The following is a 20781-nucleotide window of genomic DNA, read 5'->3' as shown; positions in this document are numbered from 1 at the left end:
TTGTCATGCGAAATGATGATATCGAATGTTAATTAATAAGAGGGAAGAGGATGGAAGAACCATGAAAATGACGTTTCGATGGTATGGAGACAGCGACCCGGTCACATTAGAGTATATTCGCCAAATTCCCGGCGTTACTGGAATTGTTTCGGCCATTTATGATATTCCTGTAGGGGAAGCATGGCCTTATGAGAAAATTGTAGAGTTAAAAGAAAAAATTGAAAATCATGGTTTATCGTTAAGTGTCATTGAAAGTGTACCTGTCCATGAAGATATTAAATTAGGTCTTCCGACAAGAGATCAATATATTGAAAACTATAAAACGACGATACGCAACTTGGCAAAAGCGGGTGTTAAAATCGTTTGTTATAATTTCATGCCGGTCTTTGACTGGACCCGTTCTTCTTTAGACTATGCACTAGAAGACGGTTCTACAGCATTAATTTATGAAGAAGAAAAAGTTAGACAAATGAATCCATTACATGGTGAACTAAAACTTCCCGGTTGGGACACAAGCTATGAAGATGGACAGCTAAAGAATCTTTTTCAACAATATCAGCACATGACGGAAGAGGATTTATGGGAAAATCTTTCGTATTTTATTAAAGCGGTTATACCGGCGGCAGAAAATGAACAAGTCAAAATGGCGATTCACCCGGATGATCCGCCATGGCCTATCTTTGGACTGCCTCGAATCATAACGAACAAAGAGAATTTGGAGCGATTGATTCATCTCTATGACAGCTCCTTTAACGGTTTGTGTTTATGCAGCGGGTCACTGGGTGTGAAGTCAACAAATGATATTCCGGAATTGATTCGTTATTTCGGAAAAAAAGGAAAAGTCAACTTTGTGCACCTGAGAAACATTAAGATCATCGGGGAAAAGTCATTTCAAGAATCCTCCCACCGTTCAGAAGACGGTTCTTTAGATATGTATGAAATCGTAAGAGCATTAAGAGATATAGATTTTGCCGGACCAGCCAGACCGGATCATGGAAGGATGATTTGGGGAGAGACCGGAAAACCGGGTTATGGTTTATATGACCGGGCGCTTGGTGCAGTGTATTTAAATGGAATGTGGGAAACATTGACGAAAGAAAAGAAGCGGATAGCCTTTGAATGCAATAAATGAACAAGCACTAACTAAAATGCAGAGACGAGGGATAAATGTGCAGATTCCTTTTCATGTCAACTTGAAAGATAAGGTGGCTGTAGTGACAGGTGGAAGCGGCATCTTATGCAGCGGTTTCGCTAAAGCATTAGCTCAATGCGGTGCAAAAGTAGCAGTAGTCAGCCGAAGAGCTGAATCGGCAGACAGAGTAGCGAGAGATATCCAAGAAAACGGAGGCGAAGCACTTGCCGTTACAGCAAACGTCCTTGATAAACAAAGCCTTGAACAAGCGAAACAACTCATTAACAGAACATTCGGCAGATGCAATATCCTCATTAACGGTGCAGGCGGCAATCATCCAATGGGAACAACAGATAAAGAATATTTATATAAAAAAGACTTGAATACTAAAGAATTGACTACGTTTTTTGATTTAGAAATAGAGGGTGTAAGGTCTGTATTTGATGTAAACTTTCTTGGCACACTGTTAACCACTCAAGTATTTGCAAAAGACATGGCTGATCACGACGGAAATGTGATCGTTAACATCTCATCCATGAACGCCTATACGCCGCTGACGAAAATTCCCGCCTACAGCGGTGCAAAAGCGGCCGTCAGTAACTTTACCCAATGGCTTGCTGTGCATATGTCAAAAGTCGGAATTCGTGTCAATGCCATTGCCCCAGGCTTTTTTCTTACCGCCCAAAATAGGAGCCTATTGCTCAATGAAGACGGAACATATACGGAGCGAGCACAAAAAATTATCAACCAGACGCCGTTGGATAGATTTGGGGTTCCGGAAGATCTAATCGGAACGTTATTATGGTTGGTAAGCGATAAAGCCTCGCGATTTGTCACTGGAACCATCATACCGGTCGATGGAGGATTCTCCGCCTATTCTGGAGTATAACTAAGAGGATTTACTCCAAAAAGCTGATTTTCAACACTGATAAAAATCCCAATTTCTCTGTGTCACATTGAGAAATTGGGATTTATTCATTCAACTTTTCCTTTTTACAGGAAAAATGATAAACAACATTGTTGGATGATCTGCTTCCTTATTTCTTCAATATTATCGAATCTCTACCGCCGTGCAGGAAACAGGAGGTTTTCTTCTGCCACGTAATACAAAACATTGCAATTGATATGCATTGTTTTGTTATTGTTTGACAAAGGTGTTATAACTGTTTATATTGTGTATATACAGTTATAACGAATAGAGGGATGTCATGCTTTGAATATCATCATTTCAAATTCATCTGATGAACCGATTTATTTGCAGATCGTCAACCAATTAAAAGAGCAAATCGTCAAGGGAGAACTCTCGGAGTCAGAGGCGCTCCCATCGATCAGAAACCTGGCCAAAGAGCTTAAAATCAGCGTGATTACAACAAAAAGAGCCTATGACGAGCTGGAGAGAGAAGGGTTTATCGTCACAGTTGCGGGAAAGGGCTCATATGTCGCAGCCATCAACAAAGACATGCTGAGAGAAACAAAAGTCAAATTGATCGAAGAACACATAGCAGAAGCCGTCACTGAAGCGAAACAAATCGGCTTAACATACGAGGAACTCCAAGAGATGCTCAAACTGGTTTATGAGGAGTGGTAAAAGTGACCAGCATACTGGAATTAAAAAATGTAACAAAACATTATCAAGATTTCTCTTTAGAAAACATCAACTTCTCGCTTGAAAAAGGGTATATTATGGGTTTTATCGGCCCGAACGGAGCCGGAAAAAGCACGACCATCAAGCTGATCATGAACCTGATCAAAAAAGATGAAGGAGACATCAGCATTTTCGGTCTCGACAATGAAAAACACAATATCGAAATCAAACAGAAAATCGGCTTTGTATACGATGAAAATTATTTTTACGAAGAACTGACGCCAAACGAAATGAAAGGAATCATCAGACCGTTTTACAAAAAGTGGGACGAGGCTGTTTTTCAGCGCTACGCAAAAGACTTCCAGCTCCCTTTAAACAAACAGATCAAAAACTTGTCAAAAGGGATGAAGATGAAATTCTCACTGGCGGTCGCGCTATCCCATCATGCCGAATTATTGATCATGGATGAACCGACATCAGGACTCGATCCCCTTGTCAGGTCCGAGCTCCTTGACGTGCTGCAAACATTGCTGCAGGACGAAAACAAGTCGATTTTCTTTTCGACGCATATTACCTCTGATTTAGAAAAAGTAGCGGACTATATCACTTTCATTCATAACGGCCGGCTCGTGCTGAGCAAGACAAAGGATGAGCTGTTGGAGGAGTACTGCATTGTGAAAGGAGACCTTGATACGCTGCGCAAAGGGAACGAAGACGCCTTAATCGGCATCAAGAAAAACCGCTATGGTTTTGAAGCGCTCTCCAGAGATAAGCGGGAAGTCGTTCAGCATTTTGGGGATTCCGTCATGATAGAAAAACCGACTTTGGAAGATATTCTAGTATTTTCTACCGGCAGGAGTGATCAACATGTATCATCTTATTAAAAAGGATATTTTAATGCAGAAAAGGGCAATGAAACTATCGCTGTTATTGATGATTTTTTTCACTTTTACATTGTCGCAGCTTGAGCTTGTCGGATATACAGTCGCGGTTTTGGCTGTCACGTATCAGCTGGCATTAGGCGCAAGCTCCTTAGAAGACAAAAACAACAGTGATAAAATCCTGATCAGCTTGCCTATTAAAAGAAGCATCATCGTTTTATCGAAATATGTATCGGTTTATGTCTATACGGCTTATGCCATTCTCTTCTATACTTTGATTAATGCGCTCGGACAATTGCTGCACTTGCCGCTTGATTTCCCATTGACATTTTCAGGAGCCATGGGTGCTGTAGTGGCAGTCACTTTATTTAGCTCGATCTCATTTCCGCTGATTTTTAAGTACGGCTATTTGAAGTCCAAAATGGCGAATATCATTATATTTTTCGTCATTATATTTGGAGGGACTGCCTTTTTTAAATTTATAGATGCGGAGGAGAACCTTGCATTGAGCCAAAAATTAACGGCTTTTCTGAGCGAAATGTCAAATGCGGGTACATTCATCCTTTTGGTTGGTGTACTGCTCGTGATGATCTCTGTTTCATATGCGATATCGCTGAGCTTTTATCATAAAAGAGAATTTTAACGTTTAAGGATCGGCGGGAGCAACTCCGCTGATCCTTAAACGTTGCTCAAGGCCGTACGACTGTTTTACTTGTCCCGTCTGCCCCCCTCACTATCATCTATTGTAAAAAATCCCTATAAAAGAAAAATTTCCGAGTTGATGATAAAAGCATTTTTTCCGGAAGTTTCGGTAAAAAACGAAACTTTTGGCCCTTTTATTTCACTGTATAATGTAAACGGTTACGTATGTAGTATACTTATACTATCATTTCTTTTGAGTGAAATTGACGGGAAGGATAGAAAAACAGGTGAGAGAGATATGAATATGAGGCAAAAAGACATTCTGAATCTGTTGTTATCTGAACCTGATGACTATTTAGTCGTACAAGATTTCGCAGACAGGGTAAAGTGTTCTGAAAAAACGATCAGAAATGATCTGAAAACGATTGAGGATTATCTCAATCAGCATTCTCATGCTCAATTGATTCGCAAACCGGGACTGGGCGTTTATTTGAATATCGAAGATCATGAAAGGGCCCGTTTAAGCCGGCAATTATATACCCAACATCACGCCGCAAAGCAGCAATCTGATGAAGAAAGAATACTGCAAATCGCTTATCAGTTATTAATGAATCCAAAGCCGGTTTCCGCAAAAGAAATGGCTGCCGAGCACTTCTTGAATAAGTCTTCCATCAAAAGAGATTTGAATAAAATCGAAGTTTGGCTTAAGCGGTTTGGCCTCACACTGGTGTCCAAGCAGCGCCTCGGTTTAAAGATCGAAGGAAGTGAAAAAAATAAGAGAAAAGCGTTGGCGCGCATCTCGGAGTTGATTGACAACCCGGAGTTTACAAGCCGATTTATTAAAAGCCAATTTTTAAGTCACGAAGTGGAATTTGTTAAAAGTGAGATCAGATCATTACAAAAGCGCCATTCTTTATATTTCACTGATGAAACGTTCGAAAATTTACTATTGCATACACTGCTGATGATCCGCCGCATCAAAATGAAACAGCCGATCACCATTTCGCCGGGGGAAATAGATGCAGTCAAAAAGAAAAAAGAATTTCAGTGGACGTATGCGTGTTTAAAACGGCTGGAAGCGGTTTTTGCGATCCGCTTTCCTGAAGAAGAAGCCGTCTATTTAACATTGCATATATTAGGCGGAAAAGTTCGTTACCCATTTGGGAAAGAAGGGGAGAGCGGACTGGAAAACCCTTTGCTTCCAAAGGTTGTCGAATATTTAATCAAACGCGTATCAGAGTTGAAAATGATGGATTTCCGCGAGGACCGTGTTTTGATCAACGGGTTGAAAGTTCACCTAAATACCGTTTTAAACCGGCTGAGCTATGATCTTTCCGTATCAAATCCGATGCTCAACGATATCAAAAAAATGTACCCTTATCTGTTTCATATTGTCATTGATGTTCTTGAAGACATCAACCAAACATTTTCACTTTCGATTCCCGAGGAAGAAGCCGCCTATCTGACATTGCATTTCCAAGCGGCGATCGAACGCTTCAGCTATGGAAAAGACAAGCATAAAAAAGCGATCATCGTCTGTCACATGGGCATCGGGATGTCACAGCTGCTGCGGACAAAAATCGAACGGAAATTCCACCAAATTGCCGTGATGGACTGCATCGCGAAAGCTGATTTGGCGGACTATACTGCGCGACATGAAGATATCGAGCTTGTCATATCAACGGTCAGCCTGGAGGATTTATCAATTCCCCATATTGTTGTATCACCGCTGCTCGAGTCAGCTGATGAGAAAAAGCTAGGCGATTTTATGGATCAGCTCGGTGAATCGTACCGCCAAAAACAAAAAACGTTTAAGGTGCTGAACGACACGACTCCTTTTCTCGTTTTCTTGCAGCAAGAGTCAGAACACCGCTACAAGCTGATTGAACAGCTGGCAATGGCTTTATATGAGAAAGGCTATGTGGAAAAAGAATATGCTGTACACGCCGTCATGAGAGAAAAAATGTCGGCGACAAACATCGGTGCGGGCATCGCCATTCCCCACGCGAATGCTAAATTGATTAAGCAGTCAGCCATTGCGATCGCCACATTAAAACAGCCGCTTGACTGGGGCTCTGAAAAAGTATCGCTCGTCTTTATGCTGGCTGTCAAACATGAGGATCAAAACATGACAAAACAATTGTTTCAAGAGCTGTCCACCTTAAGCGAGCAGCCGGCTTTCATCCAAAAGCTGACGAAAGAAACAAATGTGATGAAGTTCTTATCTTATTTGGATTATTAAAAGCGGAGCGGCGCCCTGACCTTCATTAAAATTCAAGAAAATATCGATTTGCACATGATAAATGGCAACAGAATGGGATAGGTGAGCAGTGATCAGTTCTGCTTATCCTATTCTTTTTGTATTGGAAGCTACCACAGCAATGGGTGATGTTGTTCACAAGATTAGATTTTTGAATGTGTAATTTAAATATACTTTTCGAAGAAAGAATTTATTAAACAGTGTTTGTTTTGAGTTGGAACCGTAATAGAAAACTTCTTGGATAGAGGTTTAATTAAACTCGAGGATTTTACGAGCCATGGTAATATAAAGTTGTATTAAAAAGTCTTTGTCATGATTTGAAGAGCTTCGTGATTTAGAACCTTCAGTGAAACAAATTTTATATGATGTGTAAACTCATATTATATGGAGTTGCCTTTTTAAGCAGTCTGTTTAATCTAACACTATTTCAAAAAAGTGAATACCATACCATTCTTCATGTATCTTGAGCAGAAGGGAAGGGGGAGAGGAGATTAACCCGTCAAACCTATGATCTGTTTAACATTCATCTACAGTAGAGTAAACACTCAGAGACAATCATTAATAAAAATGAAGCCAACTAGTAAAAGAATGTGTTTAAGCACAGGGAGTTTAAGTGTAGCGCAATTGACTTCTTCTATAGCGCGTCAGGGGATAGAGTCGCCAGGGATTAACAAGCAAATTTACAAAAACTTTACATGAAATTCTCCTTTACTATGATATCATTTTTTTAGTCACAAATAATATCTAGTAAGGGGGAATTTCATTTGTTAGCAAAGAAACTCTTATTTTTAGGTATGCCACTTGTTTTAACTTTGGGTTTCACATTTAGTAACACAACCAATGCTGTTTCAAAGGATTCAAAAGAAGATTATTCAAGCCAAACGGTGGAAGAACAAAAACAAGCGTATAAAGAAAAGATGACAAACTTGTCTCAAGAAGAAATAGTTTCGAACTTTGAAAGAATTGATCGAGAATACAATATCGGAGAAGAATTCTCATTAAAAGATCAAGCTTTTGTTGAAATGTATGCATCCCCAGCCAATCCTGAAGATGTAAATATACTTGCTACAAAATACATTTCTGGCTCTAAAACATCCAATGGTGTTACAGTAAAAGTAAGCGGAAACATTAAAGACGATATTCAAAATTTGATAAATCAAAGTTTCGGTGCTTCTAACCTGAAGACAAGTACAACTGCAGGTGCCAGTAAAGTAACTTCTGTAAAAACTGAAGTTTTTCACAATGCTTATGGATTAGTAGGGAGCGGAGGTGTTGGTAAAGTATACTCGGGATCAATTTCAACTTCTGGGAAAAATACCACACTCTCTGCAACTAAGAGATATTCTGCGGTTGTAGTTTATGCTTCAACATGGTGTACCGTTACTGTTAATCATAAAGGCGGCACTTTTACGGTAAACCCAAATTAAGTTAGTACTTATATAAAAGGAGAATCTATAATATGCTAAGTAGTTTTGGAATTCCAGGAAGTATTATCACCATCTTATGTTTGATTGGGTTAGTCTTTTTATTCAGAAAGATATTTCTTAAAAGAAACGCTCAAAAAAATTGAAGAAGTTCCATTTCGCAAGATCTAATAGACAAATGGTAGCATTTAAAGCACTCAATCGGTTGCCTTACCAGGGCAACCTTTTTATCTTTGAAGGCAGATATCGAAAAATGTTTAGATAATGCTAACGAGTGTCGCTTCTAACGCCTCAATAAAACGCTCCCTATACAATTCTTTTTTCATTTCAAGGTTAGCAGTACCATCACCACCTTGGCTTAAAAGAATCAATTCAGCAGAAAACCACTCTTCAAGAACCTCCTCGAATATTTCTAAAACTTCACTTTTGTTCATGGGTTTTTCACCTTTTCTTTGGTATATTATTCTTGTTCATAAACTTTATCCCAGCAAATTAATGTGAAAATTAAGAAAGGTAGGATATTAACGATGAGATTACTTATTAGTTTTATATTCGGGGCTTTAGGGGCGGTTATAATGTATAACGTCAAATCAAACTTTTCTTTCCCTGTGACAACATTTGTTTTAGTGGTTTTTGTGGCTGCTTGTTTGATTTTTGACCTGGTTAAACGTAAGAAGAGCCAAGAGCAGGGTGATAAAAAATATGAAGTTATATGGTGGATTGCAACACTCCTCATGATTCTAGTGATGACTTTTAATACTGTCTTTTTAAAAATTGACCCTAAGTATAATATCATCGTTGTATTGTTTCATATTTTGTTCATGGTGATGATTAAGAGTAGATGGAAGAAAGCTAAGACAGATTAAGCAGGTGGGCGGCCTGCTTTTTTTAGTTCTATCCTGACATACTTTTTCTGATGCAATGTTTTTCATTTGCAACTTCAAAAATAAAAAGACACCATTAAGATGCCTTTTCTTTTCAGCTTAAAATGTTACTTATCTGATTTAACATGTTCAATCAAGTCCTTTAAATATGCTACTGTATCTGATATTTTCTTATCCTTTCTGATGCCCCTATACATGATATAACACACTGTTAAGGCAGCAATACCATACAATAAACAATTAATATAATTTTCCTCGGAAATTTTTGTGAGGTTTACTTTAAATAAGATTTGTAAATTAACAAGAGCTGTACCAATAAAAACAGCGCCGATAGTCCATAATTTAGTATGATCAAACTTTCGCTCAATTCTAGACAATCTGGCGCTAGCTGCCGATAAGTCTGTTGTAGATAGGGATTTCAAAATTTCAATTTTCTTTTGGTGAACCTCATGGTTATAAGTCACCTCTTCAGGAAATTCTCTTTTAATAAATTTTATGAGTTCTGGAGTTTTTAGCTTAATTAAACTCTCTTCTAAATATTTTTTATAATATTCATCAGCACTCATTGCAAAATCACCTCAAAGTGATTATCGTACATAAATGGAAAATTTTAAAGAGGAGGGAGGGAACGCCCTATATCCCCAAAATAAAAAAGACATCCATCAGGACGCCTTCTCCATTTCAGATTTCACTTGCTCCAATAAGCTTCTAAATTGAACTGCGTTTGCTCGATATGTCCTTCCAAAATCAACTTTCACACTAAACACATAAAGGGTCACCAAAGAAATAATAAATCCAACTATGACTGAAAAATAAGTAAGCTTCCCATAGGCAAAGTACTGTATGAGTGAAGGTGCAAAGAAGGTGGTTACCGTTGCTAGACCTGGAATAATCTTTGAATTATCAGTATACTCTTCGATATTCTTCAATCTTGCAATAGCCAAAATAACAGTATCCAAATCTAAGCCCCTAATACGTTTCATTTCAGCTTTTTTATTTTTAGATGACCAATAACCAAAATAGTCACTTATGTAGAAAGCCAATTCTTTGTTAGACCATTCAAGTAAGATTTCCTCTAAATTTTTTGCTTCTTTTATATAAAAATTATTCTTTTTCCAAAAAGGCAATAAATTTGAGATCTTTACTTCAATTCGATTGTTAGGCCTTATTTGGGAAATAGGGTTGTCCTTTTCATTCTCTTTTCCATTCCCTTTATCAGCCTTTGCCTGCTCAAGTAACTCTTTAAAGTAATTTGCTGTTATCATATCTCTTTTATCCAATCCAACACCAATAAAAATCAATGAAACTGCAAACACTGTGAATGTAAAATAAACTTCTCCTCCAAGAGGTAGTGGATTATCGATTAACATAAATTTAAATGCACCAAGCAATGAACCTATTATTAAAACAAAAAGTCCAGCAAATTTCGAATGGTCAAAACTTGATTCAATTCGTACCATCCGAGCTATTCCAAAGGAGAGATCATTATGACTTAACTTTTTAAGAGCTTCATACTTTTTCATTTGTTCAGAATGGGGTTGCCCTTTTGCCGGAAACTCCTTTCGAATGAACTTGGTTAATTTTCTTAACCCCGTCGTTGTAAGCTGATGTTTTACGATTTCACTAAATTCTACCAATATTCACCTCGATCCTATTATCGGGTAAATGTGGAAAATTTTAAAGGGGAGGGGGAGAATGATCTTAATAAGAGCCCGTTGGTTGAAGGCTGTGCTATACTTCAAATACCAAAATATTGGAGGTTGAACATTGATGAACTTCGATCCTAAGAAATTCAAGAAACTTCTTAATTCTGCGTCAAATCCTTCAAATCCAAAGGATACAAAAATAAAGAACTATTACGTGAATCAAGAGTATCAAGAATTTGTAGCTTTTGATATTGATTTTGAAAATGTAGATGTCGCCTTGCGTATTGCTGGACTGTTAGGAAAACACGCTACAAACTTTACTATAACCACTTTAAATTTCCCTGACACAAACAAAATTGATTATATTCAATTTATAGTTTTTAAAATTAATGATGCGGAACTATTAAAGATCCTAGATCAAATATAAAAGCCATACCCCACTGAAAAGTAGGGGAGTGTAGTTCAAGTAGTTCGGTTGGAGGGAAGTGCTTCATTTTCGCTTAACATCTTAAATGCTGTTCCATGTTGATTGTGAAATTGCTGCGGATGCTTTTTGAATTAACTTTTTTCTTTGTGCTCTCCAGGTTTCAACTTTTCTGTTATTACGTTCTTTAGGAACCTTTCGACATCTTTCCCAGTTACAATGGGTTTGCCTCTCATTTCCGCATCCATAAGTTGTCTCCTTCAGTCCCAAATGTTTTTACAAGTCGCCACTCATAACAGTCCTGCTTTTTGAAAAAAGCCGGTTTTTCCGGAGCCTGCGGTAAAAAACAACGCTTTTACACGCAGGTTTTTATTATAAAGTAATGACAAGAGCTGCTCACTACTTTAGTTTCAGAAGGAGGATTCGCATGAAACTGTTAGCGATTACATCATGTCCAAACGGCATTGCCCATACGTATATGGCTGCGGAAAATTTGCAAAAAGCGGCCGATCGAATGGGCGTTCAAATGAAAGTCGAAACACAAGGCGGCATCGGGGTGGAAAATGAGCTGACCGAGCAGGAAATCCGCGAGGCAGACGCAATTATTATTGCCGCAGACCGCTCGGTCAACAAAGACCGTTTTATAGGAAAAAAACTTCTGGCTGTCGGTGTTCAGGAAGGCATCCGAAAACCGGAAGAATTGATACAAAAAGCGATCAGCGGCGATATATCTGTCTATCGTTCGGCTGCGAAAACGGAAGCCTCCGCACAAACGGAGAAAAAGCAAAATCCGATTTACCGGCATTTAATGAACGGTGTATCGTTTATGGTTCCTTTCATTGTCGTCGGGGGATTATTGATTGCGGTCGCATTGACGCTTGGAGGTGAAAAGACGCCGAAAGGGTTAGTGATTCCTGATGAATCTTTTTGGAAAACGATTGAGCAAATCGGGGCTGCCTCATTCTCATTCATGATCCCGATTTTAGCTGGTTATATTGCCTACAGCATCGCGGATAAACCGGGGCTTGTGCCGGGAATGATCGGCGGATATATTGCAGCGACGGGAAGCTTTTATGGCAGCGGGAGCGGTGCAGGGTTCCTCGGCGGTATTATCGCGGGCTTTTTAGCCGGATATGCGGCGCTGGCCATCAAAAAATTAAAAGTGCCAAAAGCCATTCAGCCGATCATGCCGATCATCGTGATACCGGTGGTTTCCTCGCTCATTGTAGGCTTGGCGTTTGTATTGCTGATCGGCGCGCCTGTCGCGCAGATCTTTGAATCATTGACGGTTTGGCTGGCTGGTATGCAGGGCTCAAGCTCGATTCTTCTGGCATTAATTTTAGGGGCGATGATTTCGTTTGATATGGGCGGTCCCGTCAATAAAGTGGCATTCCTGTTTGGTTCGGCCATGATCGGTGAAGGAAACTATGAAATTATGGGCCCGATCGCCGTCGCCATTTGTATTCCTCCGATCGGGCTTGGCATCGCAACGTTTTTAGGAAAAAGAAAATTTCGGGCGCAAGAAAGAGAAATGGGAAAAGCAGCATTTACAATGGGATTATTCGGCATTACTGAAGGCGCCATACCGTTTGCTGCACAGGACCCGCTTCGCGTCATACCAAGTATTATGGCGGGTTCAATGACTGGTTCCGTGATTGCCATGATCGGTAATGTAGGGGACAGAGTCGCCCACGGCGGACCGATCGTAGCGGTTCTTGGCGCTGTCGATCATGTGTTGATGTTCTTTATCGCCGTTATTGCCGGATCTCTGGTCACCGCTCTTTTGGTCAATGTGCTTAAAAAAGAGGTCACAGCTGCACCCGCAGGAGTAAGTGAAGCTGCTGCAGCAAATGACATTCCGCAGCCGAACATCGAAATCGAAGCAAAAAGCAAAAAATCCGAAATGCCGGAAATCAAAAAGCTCACAGACATCATCGATACGGAACTGATCGAGCCGCATTTATCAGGGGATACGAGAGACGACATTATCGATGAAATGATTCAAAAATTGGCCCGGAAAGGCGCACTGCATTCGGAAAGCGAATTTAAACAAGCGATCATCAATCGCGAACTAGAGGGGACAACGGCGATCGGCATGAATATCGCGATCCCGCACGGGAAGTCTGACGCCGTCAAGAAACCGAGTGTAGCATTCGGCATTAAACGTTCGGGAGTCGACTGGAAGAGTCTTGACGGAACTGACGCCAAACTGATTTTTATGATCGCCGTCCCGAAAGAAAGCGGAGGAAACGAGCATCTGAAACTTCTGCAAATGCTCTCCAGAAAACTGATGGATGACACCTATCGGGACAAGCTTCTCTCTGCCCAAACAAAAGAAGAAGCATACAAACTTCTGGATGAAATCATCTAAAAAAGGGGGACGCCTGTCATGACTGAACCATTATTTTTCGAGCCTGTTTTTAAAGAAAGAATATGGGGCGGCACAGCTTTAGCCTCTTTCGGCTATGAGATTCCATCAGAACAAACGGGGGAGTGCTGGGCTTTCGCCGCACATCAAAATGGACAAAGCGTCGTAAAAAACGGCTTGTATAAAGGGCTCACACTCAGCGAATTATGGAATGAACACCGTCATTTATTCGGACATATAAAGGGAGACCGTTTTCCTCTTCTGACAAAAATTTTGGACGCCGACCAAGACCTATCCGTACAAGTGCATCCAAACGATGAATATGCAAAGCTGCACGAAAACGGGGAGCTCGGAAAAACGGAATGCTGGTATATCATTGATTGCAAAGAAGATGCGGAGATCATTTACGGCCACCATGCCAAGACGCGCGAAGAACTGGTCTCAATGATCGAACACGGAAAATGGAATGAGCTTTTGCGCCGCGTCAAAGTGAAGCCGGGAGATTTCTTCTATGTGCCGAGCGGAACCGTCCATGCGATCGGAAAAGGCATTTTGATCTTGGAGACGCAGCAGAATTCAGACACAACCTACAGACTATATGATTATGACAGAAAAGACGCTGAAGGAAACCTGCGCGAGCTCCATTTGCAAAAAAGCATAGACGTGATCGCCGTCCCGTCTTCGCCTGATCGCGAAACCATTCAATATGAAACATCGGGCGATGTCAAGACAGCCGTACTGATTGAGTGTCCTTATTTCTCAGTGAGAAAATGGGATGTAAAAGGATCGGCCTGTTTCAAACAGGATAAACCGTTTCTTCTTGTCAGCGCTATAGAAGGGGAAGGGCGCATCGCGGCTGGCGGCCATGACTTTTCTTTTAAAAAAGGAGATCACATGCTGCTGCCTGCAGGCTTTGGAGAATTTACGCTCTCCGGCCATGCAGAATGTATCGTCTCAAGCTTGTCAATTGAATAAGCGATCAACGGTACCCTTTTTGAACAGACCATAAAAACGATGGTCTGTTTTATTTTTGCGAAAAAAGAATCCCGGCTTGCCAAAACGCGTTCGCCACAAGGCTGACAATGCATATTCCCAAGCTTCCACAAGTAAAATAGAGTAAACTGAAAAAACATTTGGAAATCTTCCAATTATTTGATAAGCTGATATTAAAAGCTTCATATCTTAAACATCAGCTGCATTGCCCGGGGCTTTTCGCGGAACAGCTGCTTCATGAAACAAAAAGCGGGTCTATGTTCCGGCGACAGGCAAAAGAAAAGCCTGCTAAATGACCGAAACAACCGTGCCCTTCATAATTGGTTGGTCCTTATCTGGATGAGAAAAGAGACGATGATTCGTATTAGGAAAAATGTAAGCGGATTCATCGTCTTTTTATCTCGGTTTATCACTCTATTTAGCGGAAGCGAGGAGGAAAGCAATGGGGAAAGCAAAACTTCGATGGAATGAACCCTTGATTTCTCAACACGAATCGGCTGCTGAAGGATTTACGCCGGAAGATTTCACAGAGGAAGATCAACTGATTTCAAAAACGACAGAATCATTTGTCAAAAACGAAGTCATGCCCCTTCTTGAATCGATCGATCAGCAGGATCACGAAAGCGTGAAAAAATTGTTTCAAAAAGCGGGAGAGCTCGGTTTACTCAGTATCGAAGTTCCGGAGGAATACGGCGGCCTTTCACTCAGCAAGAAGCTTTCCGGGTTAGTGGCAGAGAAAATGGGAGCCGGCGGATCGTTCAGCGTCTCCTTTAATATTCATGCGGGAGTCGGGACATTGCCGTATATTTATTATGGAACAGAAGCACAAAAACGAAAATACCTTCCGAAACTGGCATCAGGCGAATGGATCGGAGCATATGCTCTGACAGAGCCGGGCGCAGGATCAGATGCTTTAAACGCAAAAACAACGGCCGTCTTGAATAGGGATGGAACAGCGTGGATTTTAAATGGGGAAAAACAGTGGATTACGAACGCGCAGGTAGCTGATGTATATGTTGTCTTTGCAAAAACGGCGGAAGGCATGACAGCATTTATCATCGAACGTTCGTTTAAAGGCGTTTCCATCGGACCTGAAGAGAAGAAGATGGGAATCAAAGGGTCTTCGACAGCAACCTTAATCCTGGAGGAAGTCGAGGTGCCGAGCAACAATGTTCTAGGTCATGTCGGGAAAGGACATCATGTCGCTTTGAATATTTTAAACATGGCCCGCTTAAAGCTCGCGTTTTCGAACATTGGAATGGCAAAACAAGCATTGAACCTTGCCGTTAGCTACGCCAAACAACGCAAACAATTTCACAAGCCGATCATCGGTTTTTCAATGATTCAAGAAAAGATTGCTGACATGGCGATTTTGATTTTCGGCGCGGAAAGCGCTGCTTACAGAACGGCAGATTGCTTGGACAATGTTTTAGATTCCGCTCTCCCATTAGACGATAGACTGAGAGAACTGGCAAACTATGCATCCGAATGTGCGATCAATAAAGTTCACTGCTCCGAAATACTCGACCGGGTTGCAGACGAAGCGGTGCAAATTCATGGCGGCTACGGATACATGCAGGAGTACGAAGTCGAACGATTGTACCGGGATGCACGGATCAGCCGGATTTTCGAGGGGACAAACGAGATAAACCGCTTGACGATCGCCAAACTGATGATGAAAGAAGCGCAGCAAAACGGCATCTCAGGGCAGGAAGCTCAATTAAGCAGCGAGGGGAACCGAAACCGGCGGTTTATTCAGCTGTCCAACAGGCTTTTCGGCAAAACATTGAAAGCGCTTATACGCTCTCGTGTGAACATTCAGGAGGAGCAGGAATACGCCCGGCTTCTCGCCGACATGAAAAAAGAAATCTATGTGATGGAATCCGTCGCCCGCCGGACCGAAAAAACAATCCAAAGAAGCGGAAGCGAAAAAGCACGGTTGAAAGAAATGATGACGAACGTCATTTGTGAAGAAGGCTTCCGCAGAATCGAAGAGATGGCGGTGACCGCCTTATCAGGCATAGCATCTGATGAAACCGAAAGCAAGCTCGCATTTGAAGAGGCTCGCAGCCTTTCTTTGCCCCTTTTCAGCAATCTGTTTACTCAAAAACGCGAAATCGCAGAAAAAATAGCCGCTTATGAAAAATATACGGTGTGATCGGAGGGAAACTGTGTGAAAACAATCGGATTTATCGGTTTGGGCAATATGGGTCTCCCAATGTCGAAAAATCTGCTGCAGGAGAACTTTACGGTGTATGGAATGGACCTTAACAAAGAAGCTGAATTGGCCTTGCATCATGCAGGAGGAACAATCGGGATTTCAGTTGAAAAGATGGTTGAAGAGTGTGACGCCATCTTGACAAGCCTTCCTTCATCAAACGCTGCAGAGGAGGTTTTTCTGGGGAAAAAGGGGATCGTACACCTGGCTGAATCGGGCGTCCTCCTGATCGATACAAGCACTGTCGCTCCTGAACTGAATATCCGAATTGCGGAAGAAGCGAAAAGCAAAGGGATCGATTTTCTTGCGGCGCCGGTCAGCGGCGGTGTGATCGGGGCGGTCAACCGGACGCTGACCTTTATGGTCGGGGGTCCGAAGTCCGTTTTTGATAAAGCGTTGCCTGTTTTCAACGCAATGGGGGAGAATATTTTTCATGTGAACGAAAACATCGACAGCGGAACGAATACGAAGCTGATCAACAATCTCTTAATCGGTTTTTATACAGCCGGTGTCAGTGAAGCCTTGCACCTTGCCAAAAACAGCAATCTCGATCTCGACCAATTGTTTGAGATGCTGAATGTCAGCTATGGGCAGAGCCGGATCTATGAGCGCAACTATAAAAGTTTCATAGCGAATGAAAACTATGAACCTGGCTTTTCTTTGAAGCTGCTGCTGAAAGACCTTGGCTTTGCACTGGATTTGGCTGAGAAGAATGAGGTTGAACTGCCGGTAAGCAAGATTCTCTTCGGCATTTATGAAGACGCCGATCAGAACGGATACGGCGACAAAGATATGTCTGTTTTATACAAAAAAATAAGCGAACAAAAGACAACTTATCAGTAAGGAGAGGTGAGAAAGCAAATGATCACAACCAATGCCAAAAAAATGATGAACCATATCGCCGGGGAATGGGTGAATTCTCTAGGTACGGAATCTGAAGAAGTGGTCAATCCTGCAAACGGAAGCGTCATCGCTTATGCGCCTCTATCTGTGAGAGCGGATGTCGATCGTGCCGTGCAGGCTGCCAAGCACGCTTATCAGACCTGGTCGCTTGTGCCTGTCCCCAATCGGGCAAGACTTTTATACAAATATTTGCAGCTTCTTCAAGAGCAAAAAGAACAATTGGCAGACATCATTACGACGGAAAACGGCAAAACGTTAAAAGACGCCCGAGGCGAAGTGCAGCGGGGAATCGAAGTTGTTGAGCTTGCGACAGCCACACCTACTTTAATGATGGGAGAATCCCTGCCCGCGATAGCAGGAGGCATCGACGGATCGATTTGGCGCTACCCTTTGGGGATCGTCGCCGGCATTACGCCGTTTAACTTTCCAATGATGGTTCCTCTTTGGATGTTTCCGCTCGCCATCGCCTGCGGAAACACGTTCGTCCTGAAACCTTCGGAACGCACTCCTATTCTTGCCGGGAAGCTTGTTGAGCTGTTCTATGAAGCCGGGTTTCCAAAAGGTGTGCTGAACCTTGTCCATGGAGGAAAGGATGTTGTAAACGGAATATTGGAGAACGATGATATTAAAGCCGTCTCCTTCGTTGGTTCAGAACCGGTCGCAAAATATGTGTATCAAACGGGCACGGCCAACGGGAAACGCGTTCAGGCGCTGGCCGGCGCTAAAAACCATGCGATTGTTATGCCGGATTGCCATCTTGAAAAGTCGGTTCAAGGCATCATCGGGGCGGCATTCGGAAGCAGCGGGGAACGCTGTATGGCCTGCTCCGTTGCGGCGGTCGTTGATGACATCGCCGATGACTTCATGGAAATGCTCGTCTCTGAAACACGGAAGCTGAAGACAGGAGACGGCAGATCCGAGGATCACTTTGTCGGTCCGCTGATCCGTGAAGTCCATAAACGACGCGTCCTTGACTATATCGACACAGGCATTAAAGAAGGGGCCGCACTTGCCGTGGACGGACGCAATCCGGATGTTCAGGAAGGATACTTTGTGGGAGCCACGATTTTCGATCATGTGACACCGGAGATGAAAATCTGGCAGGACGAAATCTTCGCACCGGTCTTGAGCGTCGTCCGTGTACAAGACCTTGATGAGGGGATCGAGCTCGCCAATCAATCGAAGTTTGCCAACGGCGCTGTCATCTACACATCGAGCGGGAAAAGCGCCCAGCAGTTCCGCGACAAAATCGATGCCGGAATGATCGGCGTCAATGTCAACGTACCGGCTCCGATGGCGTTCTTCTCCTTTGCAGGGAACAAAGCCTCTTTCTATGGAGATCTTGGGACAAACGGAAAGGACGGCGTCCAGTTTTACACGCGTAAAAAGGTCGTCACCGAACGCTGGTTCTAATCCTTAACATAAGGCTCCCTCTCGTGCACAACAGATTTTTTCAAGAGGGGCCTTTTCTATTTAAACAGGGAGGGATCAATATTGAACTTGAAATATGCCACACTTAAAACAGAACATGGCATCACAACCGTCACGTTGAACAATCCGCCGGCAAATACACTCTCTTCTTCCTGTATCGCCGAATTGCGCTCTCTTTTTCGGGAATTGGCCCGTGACGAGGAGACAAAAGCGATCATCATCACAGGAGAAGGCCGCTTTTTTGTGGCGGGAGCGGATATAAAAGAATTCGTTTCAAAACTTGGGGACGAAAAACAAGGATTGGCGCTCGCACAAGGTGGCCAGGCGCTCTGCGATGAAATCGAAGCTTCCAAAAAACCCGTCATTGCGGCGATAAACGGACCGGCTCTTGGCGGAGGCCTGGAACTCGCGATGAGCTGCCACTTCAGAATCGTATCAAACGATGCAACAGTCGGTCTTCCCGAATTAAAGCTCGGCTTGATTCCTGCATTTGGAGGTACACAACGGCTTCGCACCATAACGGATACAGCGACAGCACTCGACCTTATCCTGACGGGCCGAACGCTTTCAGCTCAAGAGGCGGTAGAGCTGAAAATTGCGCAGATGTCCGTAAAGGGAGAGGAGCTGATGAAGACGGCAGCAAGCGTCGCTTCGTCTTTTATCGAAGGAAAAAGCATGACCAGCGTGAGGCGCGCCGTCGAATGTATCGTACAGGGTGCCAGCGAAAGCATGGAACAGGCACTGGAGAGGGAGCGAAACAGATTCGCCGAGCTGTTTGTCACTTCAGATGCCAAAGAAGGAATTCACGCATTTGTCGAAAAGCGCAAACCAGACTTTCATCATTCATAAAAGGAGTGGATCAACATGTCCGATGACGTGCTGTTTTCCGTCAATCAAAACGGCGCCGCAGCGATTGTTCTGAACCGTCCGAAAGCGCTCAACTCACTCACATACGACATGGTCCGTCTGATTGGTGAAAAGTTAAACGAGTGGGAGACGGATCAAAACGTTTCTGTTGTGGTCATCAAAGGTGCAGGACCAAAAGGACTGTGTGCCGGAGGGGATATTAAGGCACTCTATGAAGCCCGTTCGTCAAAACAGGCCCTGCAAGATGCCGAGCGCTTTTTTGAAACGGAGTACAAAGTCGATATGGCAGTCTATCAATTTCCGAAACCGATCATCGCCTGCTTGGACGGGATCGTTATGGGGGGAGGCGTCGGCCTGACATACGGAGCCAGCCACCGGATCGTCACGGAGAGAACAAAATGGGCGATGCCCGAAATGAATATCGGTTTCTTTCCGGATGTCGGCGCAGCCTATTTTTTAAACAAAGCCCCAGGCCGCTTAGGGCGGTATCTTGGATTAACAGCGTCTGTCATCCATGCAGCCGACGTGCTGTATATCAATGGGGCAGACGCCTACATGGAGAGCGGCGCTTTAGAACGATTGATCCAAACAGTGGAACAAACAGATTGGCGCCTGGCAAACGTTGAAGAAAAGCTCGATCAGCTGATCAGCGAATCGAAAACCGAACCCTCCCAGGAGAGCACGCTCGCCCGTGATCAGCAAGCGATTGACCATCATTTTAAGTATGATAAGCTGGAAGATATCCTTCGATCACTCGAAAGCGAGGAAAGCACCTTTAGCTCGAATGCGAAAAAAACGATACTTTCCAAATCGCCATTTTCATTGAAAATCACATTGAAACAGCTGGCGGACGGACGTCATAAAACAATGGAAGAATGCTTTGCCACGGATCTGGTGCTGGCAAAGAACTTTTTGAAGCACAATGATTTCTTCGAAGGCGTCCGCTCCGTCCTGATCGACCGTGATCAATCACCGAACTACAAGTATCGGCACGTTTCAGATGTAACGGATGAAGCGGTGGACCGGTTTTTCCAACCCTCTGAATCTGTCCGGTTTTAAAAGCGGGAGCTGACCATTAACGTCAGCTCTTTTTTTGTAAGCGTCTTATGAAAGAGGTATATAT

General features: G+C 42.8%; 19 protein-coding genes. 16 read left to right on the top strand and 3 right to left on the bottom strand.

What is annotated here, in order from left to right:
- Nucleotides 1-61: 61 nt before the first annotated feature.
- The 7 genes from uxuA (at nt 62) to BTA31_RS17760 (ending at nt 7927) form a co-directional block, all read left to right on the top strand.
- Complete coding sequence (gene uxuA, locus BTA31_RS17790) at nt 62-1132, top strand: mannonate dehydratase (RefSeq protein WP_076793362.1); 1071 nt, start codon at nt 62-64, stop codon at nt 1130-1132.
- Nucleotides 1133-1148: 16 nt separating this feature from the next.
- On the top strand, nt 1149-2021 hold the full coding sequence (locus BTA31_RS17785; RefSeq protein ID WP_422109664.1) for an SDR family oxidoreductase: 873 nt from the start codon (nt 1149-1151) through the stop codon (nt 2019-2021).
- A 324-nt stretch (nt 2022-2345) separates the two neighbouring features.
- Nucleotides 2346-2720 carry a GntR family transcriptional regulator gene (locus BTA31_RS17780; RefSeq protein ID WP_076793360.1) on the top strand — a complete coding sequence of 125 codons (375 nt, stop codon included), beginning with the start codon at nt 2346-2348 and terminating at the stop codon, nt 2718-2720.
- Nucleotides 2721-2722: 2 nt separating this feature from the next.
- Nucleotides 2723-3601 (top strand): ABC transporter ATP-binding protein, encoded by an 879-nt coding sequence (locus BTA31_RS17775; protein WP_076793359.1) that lies wholly within the window; start codon nt 2723-2725, stop codon nt 3599-3601.
- Nucleotides 3585-4241 carry an ABC-2 transporter permease gene (locus BTA31_RS17770; protein ID WP_043928787.1) on the top strand — a complete coding sequence of 219 codons (657 nt, stop codon included), beginning with the start codon at nt 3585-3587 and terminating at the stop codon, nt 4239-4241. The genes BTA31_RS17775 and BTA31_RS17770 overlap by 17 nt, the downstream gene beginning before the upstream one ends.
- Before the next feature lie 297 nt (nt 4242-4538).
- Nucleotides 4539-6482 (top strand): mannose transport/utilization transcriptional regulator ManR, encoded by a 1944-nt coding sequence (gene manR / locus BTA31_RS17765; protein WP_076793358.1) that lies wholly within the window; start codon nt 4539-4541, stop codon nt 6480-6482.
- 782 nt (nt 6483-7264) lie between these two features.
- A complete protein-coding gene (locus BTA31_RS17760; RefSeq protein ID WP_076793357.1) occupies nt 7265-7927 on the top strand; it encodes a hypothetical protein in 663 nt (220 codons plus the stop codon).
- A gap of 254 nt (nt 7928-8181) precedes the next feature.
- Here the strand turns inward: BTA31_RS17760 and BTA31_RS23100 are convergent, their stop codons facing one another.
- A complete protein-coding gene (locus tag BTA31_RS23100) occupies nt 8182-8358 on the bottom strand; it encodes a hypothetical protein (RefSeq protein ID WP_167370617.1) in 177 nt (58 codons plus the stop codon).
- A 93-nt stretch (nt 8359-8451) separates the two neighbouring features.
- Between BTA31_RS23100 and BTA31_RS17755 the strand changes: the two genes are divergently transcribed.
- Nucleotides 8452-8790: a hypothetical protein gene (locus BTA31_RS17755; protein WP_239693237.1), complete on the top strand. Its 339-nt coding sequence runs from the start codon at nt 8452-8454 to the stop codon at nt 8788-8790.
- Nucleotides 8791-8915: 125 nt separating this feature from the next.
- On the opposite strand, the gene BTA31_RS17750 is transcribed toward BTA31_RS17755, so the two are convergent.
- Both BTA31_RS17750 and BTA31_RS22435 read right to left on the bottom strand, forming a co-directional pair.
- Nucleotides 8916-9374 carry a hypothetical protein gene (locus BTA31_RS17750; protein ID WP_076793356.1) on the bottom strand — a complete coding sequence of 153 codons (459 nt, stop codon included), beginning with the start codon at nt 9372-9374 and terminating at the stop codon, nt 8916-8918.
- Between the two features lie 96 nt (nt 9375-9470).
- Nucleotides 9471-10445, bottom strand: a complete 975-nt coding sequence (locus BTA31_RS22435; RefSeq protein ID WP_083698337.1) for a hypothetical protein — start codon at nt 10443-10445, stop codon at nt 9471-9473.
- Nucleotides 10446-10578: 133 nt separating this feature from the next.
- Between BTA31_RS22435 and BTA31_RS17740 the strand changes: the two genes are divergently transcribed.
- The 8 genes from BTA31_RS17740 (at nt 10579) to BTA31_RS17700 (ending at nt 20717) form a co-directional block, all read left to right on the top strand.
- Entirely contained in the window at nt 10579-10881 is a 303-nt protein-coding gene (locus BTA31_RS17740) for a hypothetical protein (RefSeq protein WP_076793355.1), read from the top strand.
- 424 nt (nt 10882-11305) lie between these two features.
- Complete coding sequence (locus tag BTA31_RS17730) at nt 11306-13249, top strand: PTS fructose transporter subunit IIABC (RefSeq protein ID WP_076793354.1); 1944 nt, start codon at nt 11306-11308, stop codon at nt 13247-13249.
- An 18-nt stretch (nt 13250-13267) separates the two neighbouring features.
- Entirely contained in the window at nt 13268-14221 is a 954-nt protein-coding gene (gene manA, locus BTA31_RS17725; protein ID WP_076793353.1) for a mannose-6-phosphate isomerase, class I, read from the top strand.
- Nucleotides 14222-14681: 460 nt separating this feature from the next.
- Nucleotides 14682-16397 carry an acyl-CoA dehydrogenase family protein gene (locus BTA31_RS17720; RefSeq protein WP_076793352.1) on the top strand — a complete coding sequence of 572 codons (1716 nt, stop codon included), beginning with the start codon at nt 14682-14684 and terminating at the stop codon, nt 16395-16397.
- 15 nt (nt 16398-16412) lie between these two features.
- Nucleotides 16413-17300, top strand: coding sequence for an NAD(P)-dependent oxidoreductase (locus tag BTA31_RS17715; protein WP_076793351.1), 888 nt, complete (start codon nt 16413-16415; stop codon nt 17298-17300).
- An 18-nt stretch (nt 17301-17318) separates the two neighbouring features.
- Nucleotides 17319-18773 carry a CoA-acylating methylmalonate-semialdehyde dehydrogenase gene (locus BTA31_RS17710; RefSeq protein ID WP_076793350.1) on the top strand — a complete coding sequence of 485 codons (1455 nt, stop codon included), beginning with the start codon at nt 17319-17321 and terminating at the stop codon, nt 18771-18773.
- An 81-nt stretch (nt 18774-18854) separates the two neighbouring features.
- Nucleotides 18855-19640 carry an enoyl-CoA hydratase-related protein gene (locus BTA31_RS17705; RefSeq protein ID WP_076793349.1) on the top strand — a complete coding sequence of 262 codons (786 nt, stop codon included), beginning with the start codon at nt 18855-18857 and terminating at the stop codon, nt 19638-19640.
- Between the two features lie 15 nt (nt 19641-19655).
- Nucleotides 19656-20717 (top strand): enoyl-CoA hydratase/isomerase family protein, encoded by a 1062-nt coding sequence (locus BTA31_RS17700; protein ID WP_076793348.1) that lies wholly within the window; start codon nt 19656-19658, stop codon nt 20715-20717.
- The last annotated feature ends 64 nt before the right edge of the window (nt 20718-20781 follow it).

It is taken from the genome of Bacillus haynesii (genome assembly GCF_001969855.1).
GTDB classification, from domain to species: domain Bacteria; phylum Bacillota; class Bacilli; order Bacillales; family Bacillaceae; genus Bacillus; species Bacillus haynesii.
The sequence above is the reverse complement of the archived record's forward strand: the minus strand, read 5'-3'. Positions and strand labels throughout refer to the sequence as shown.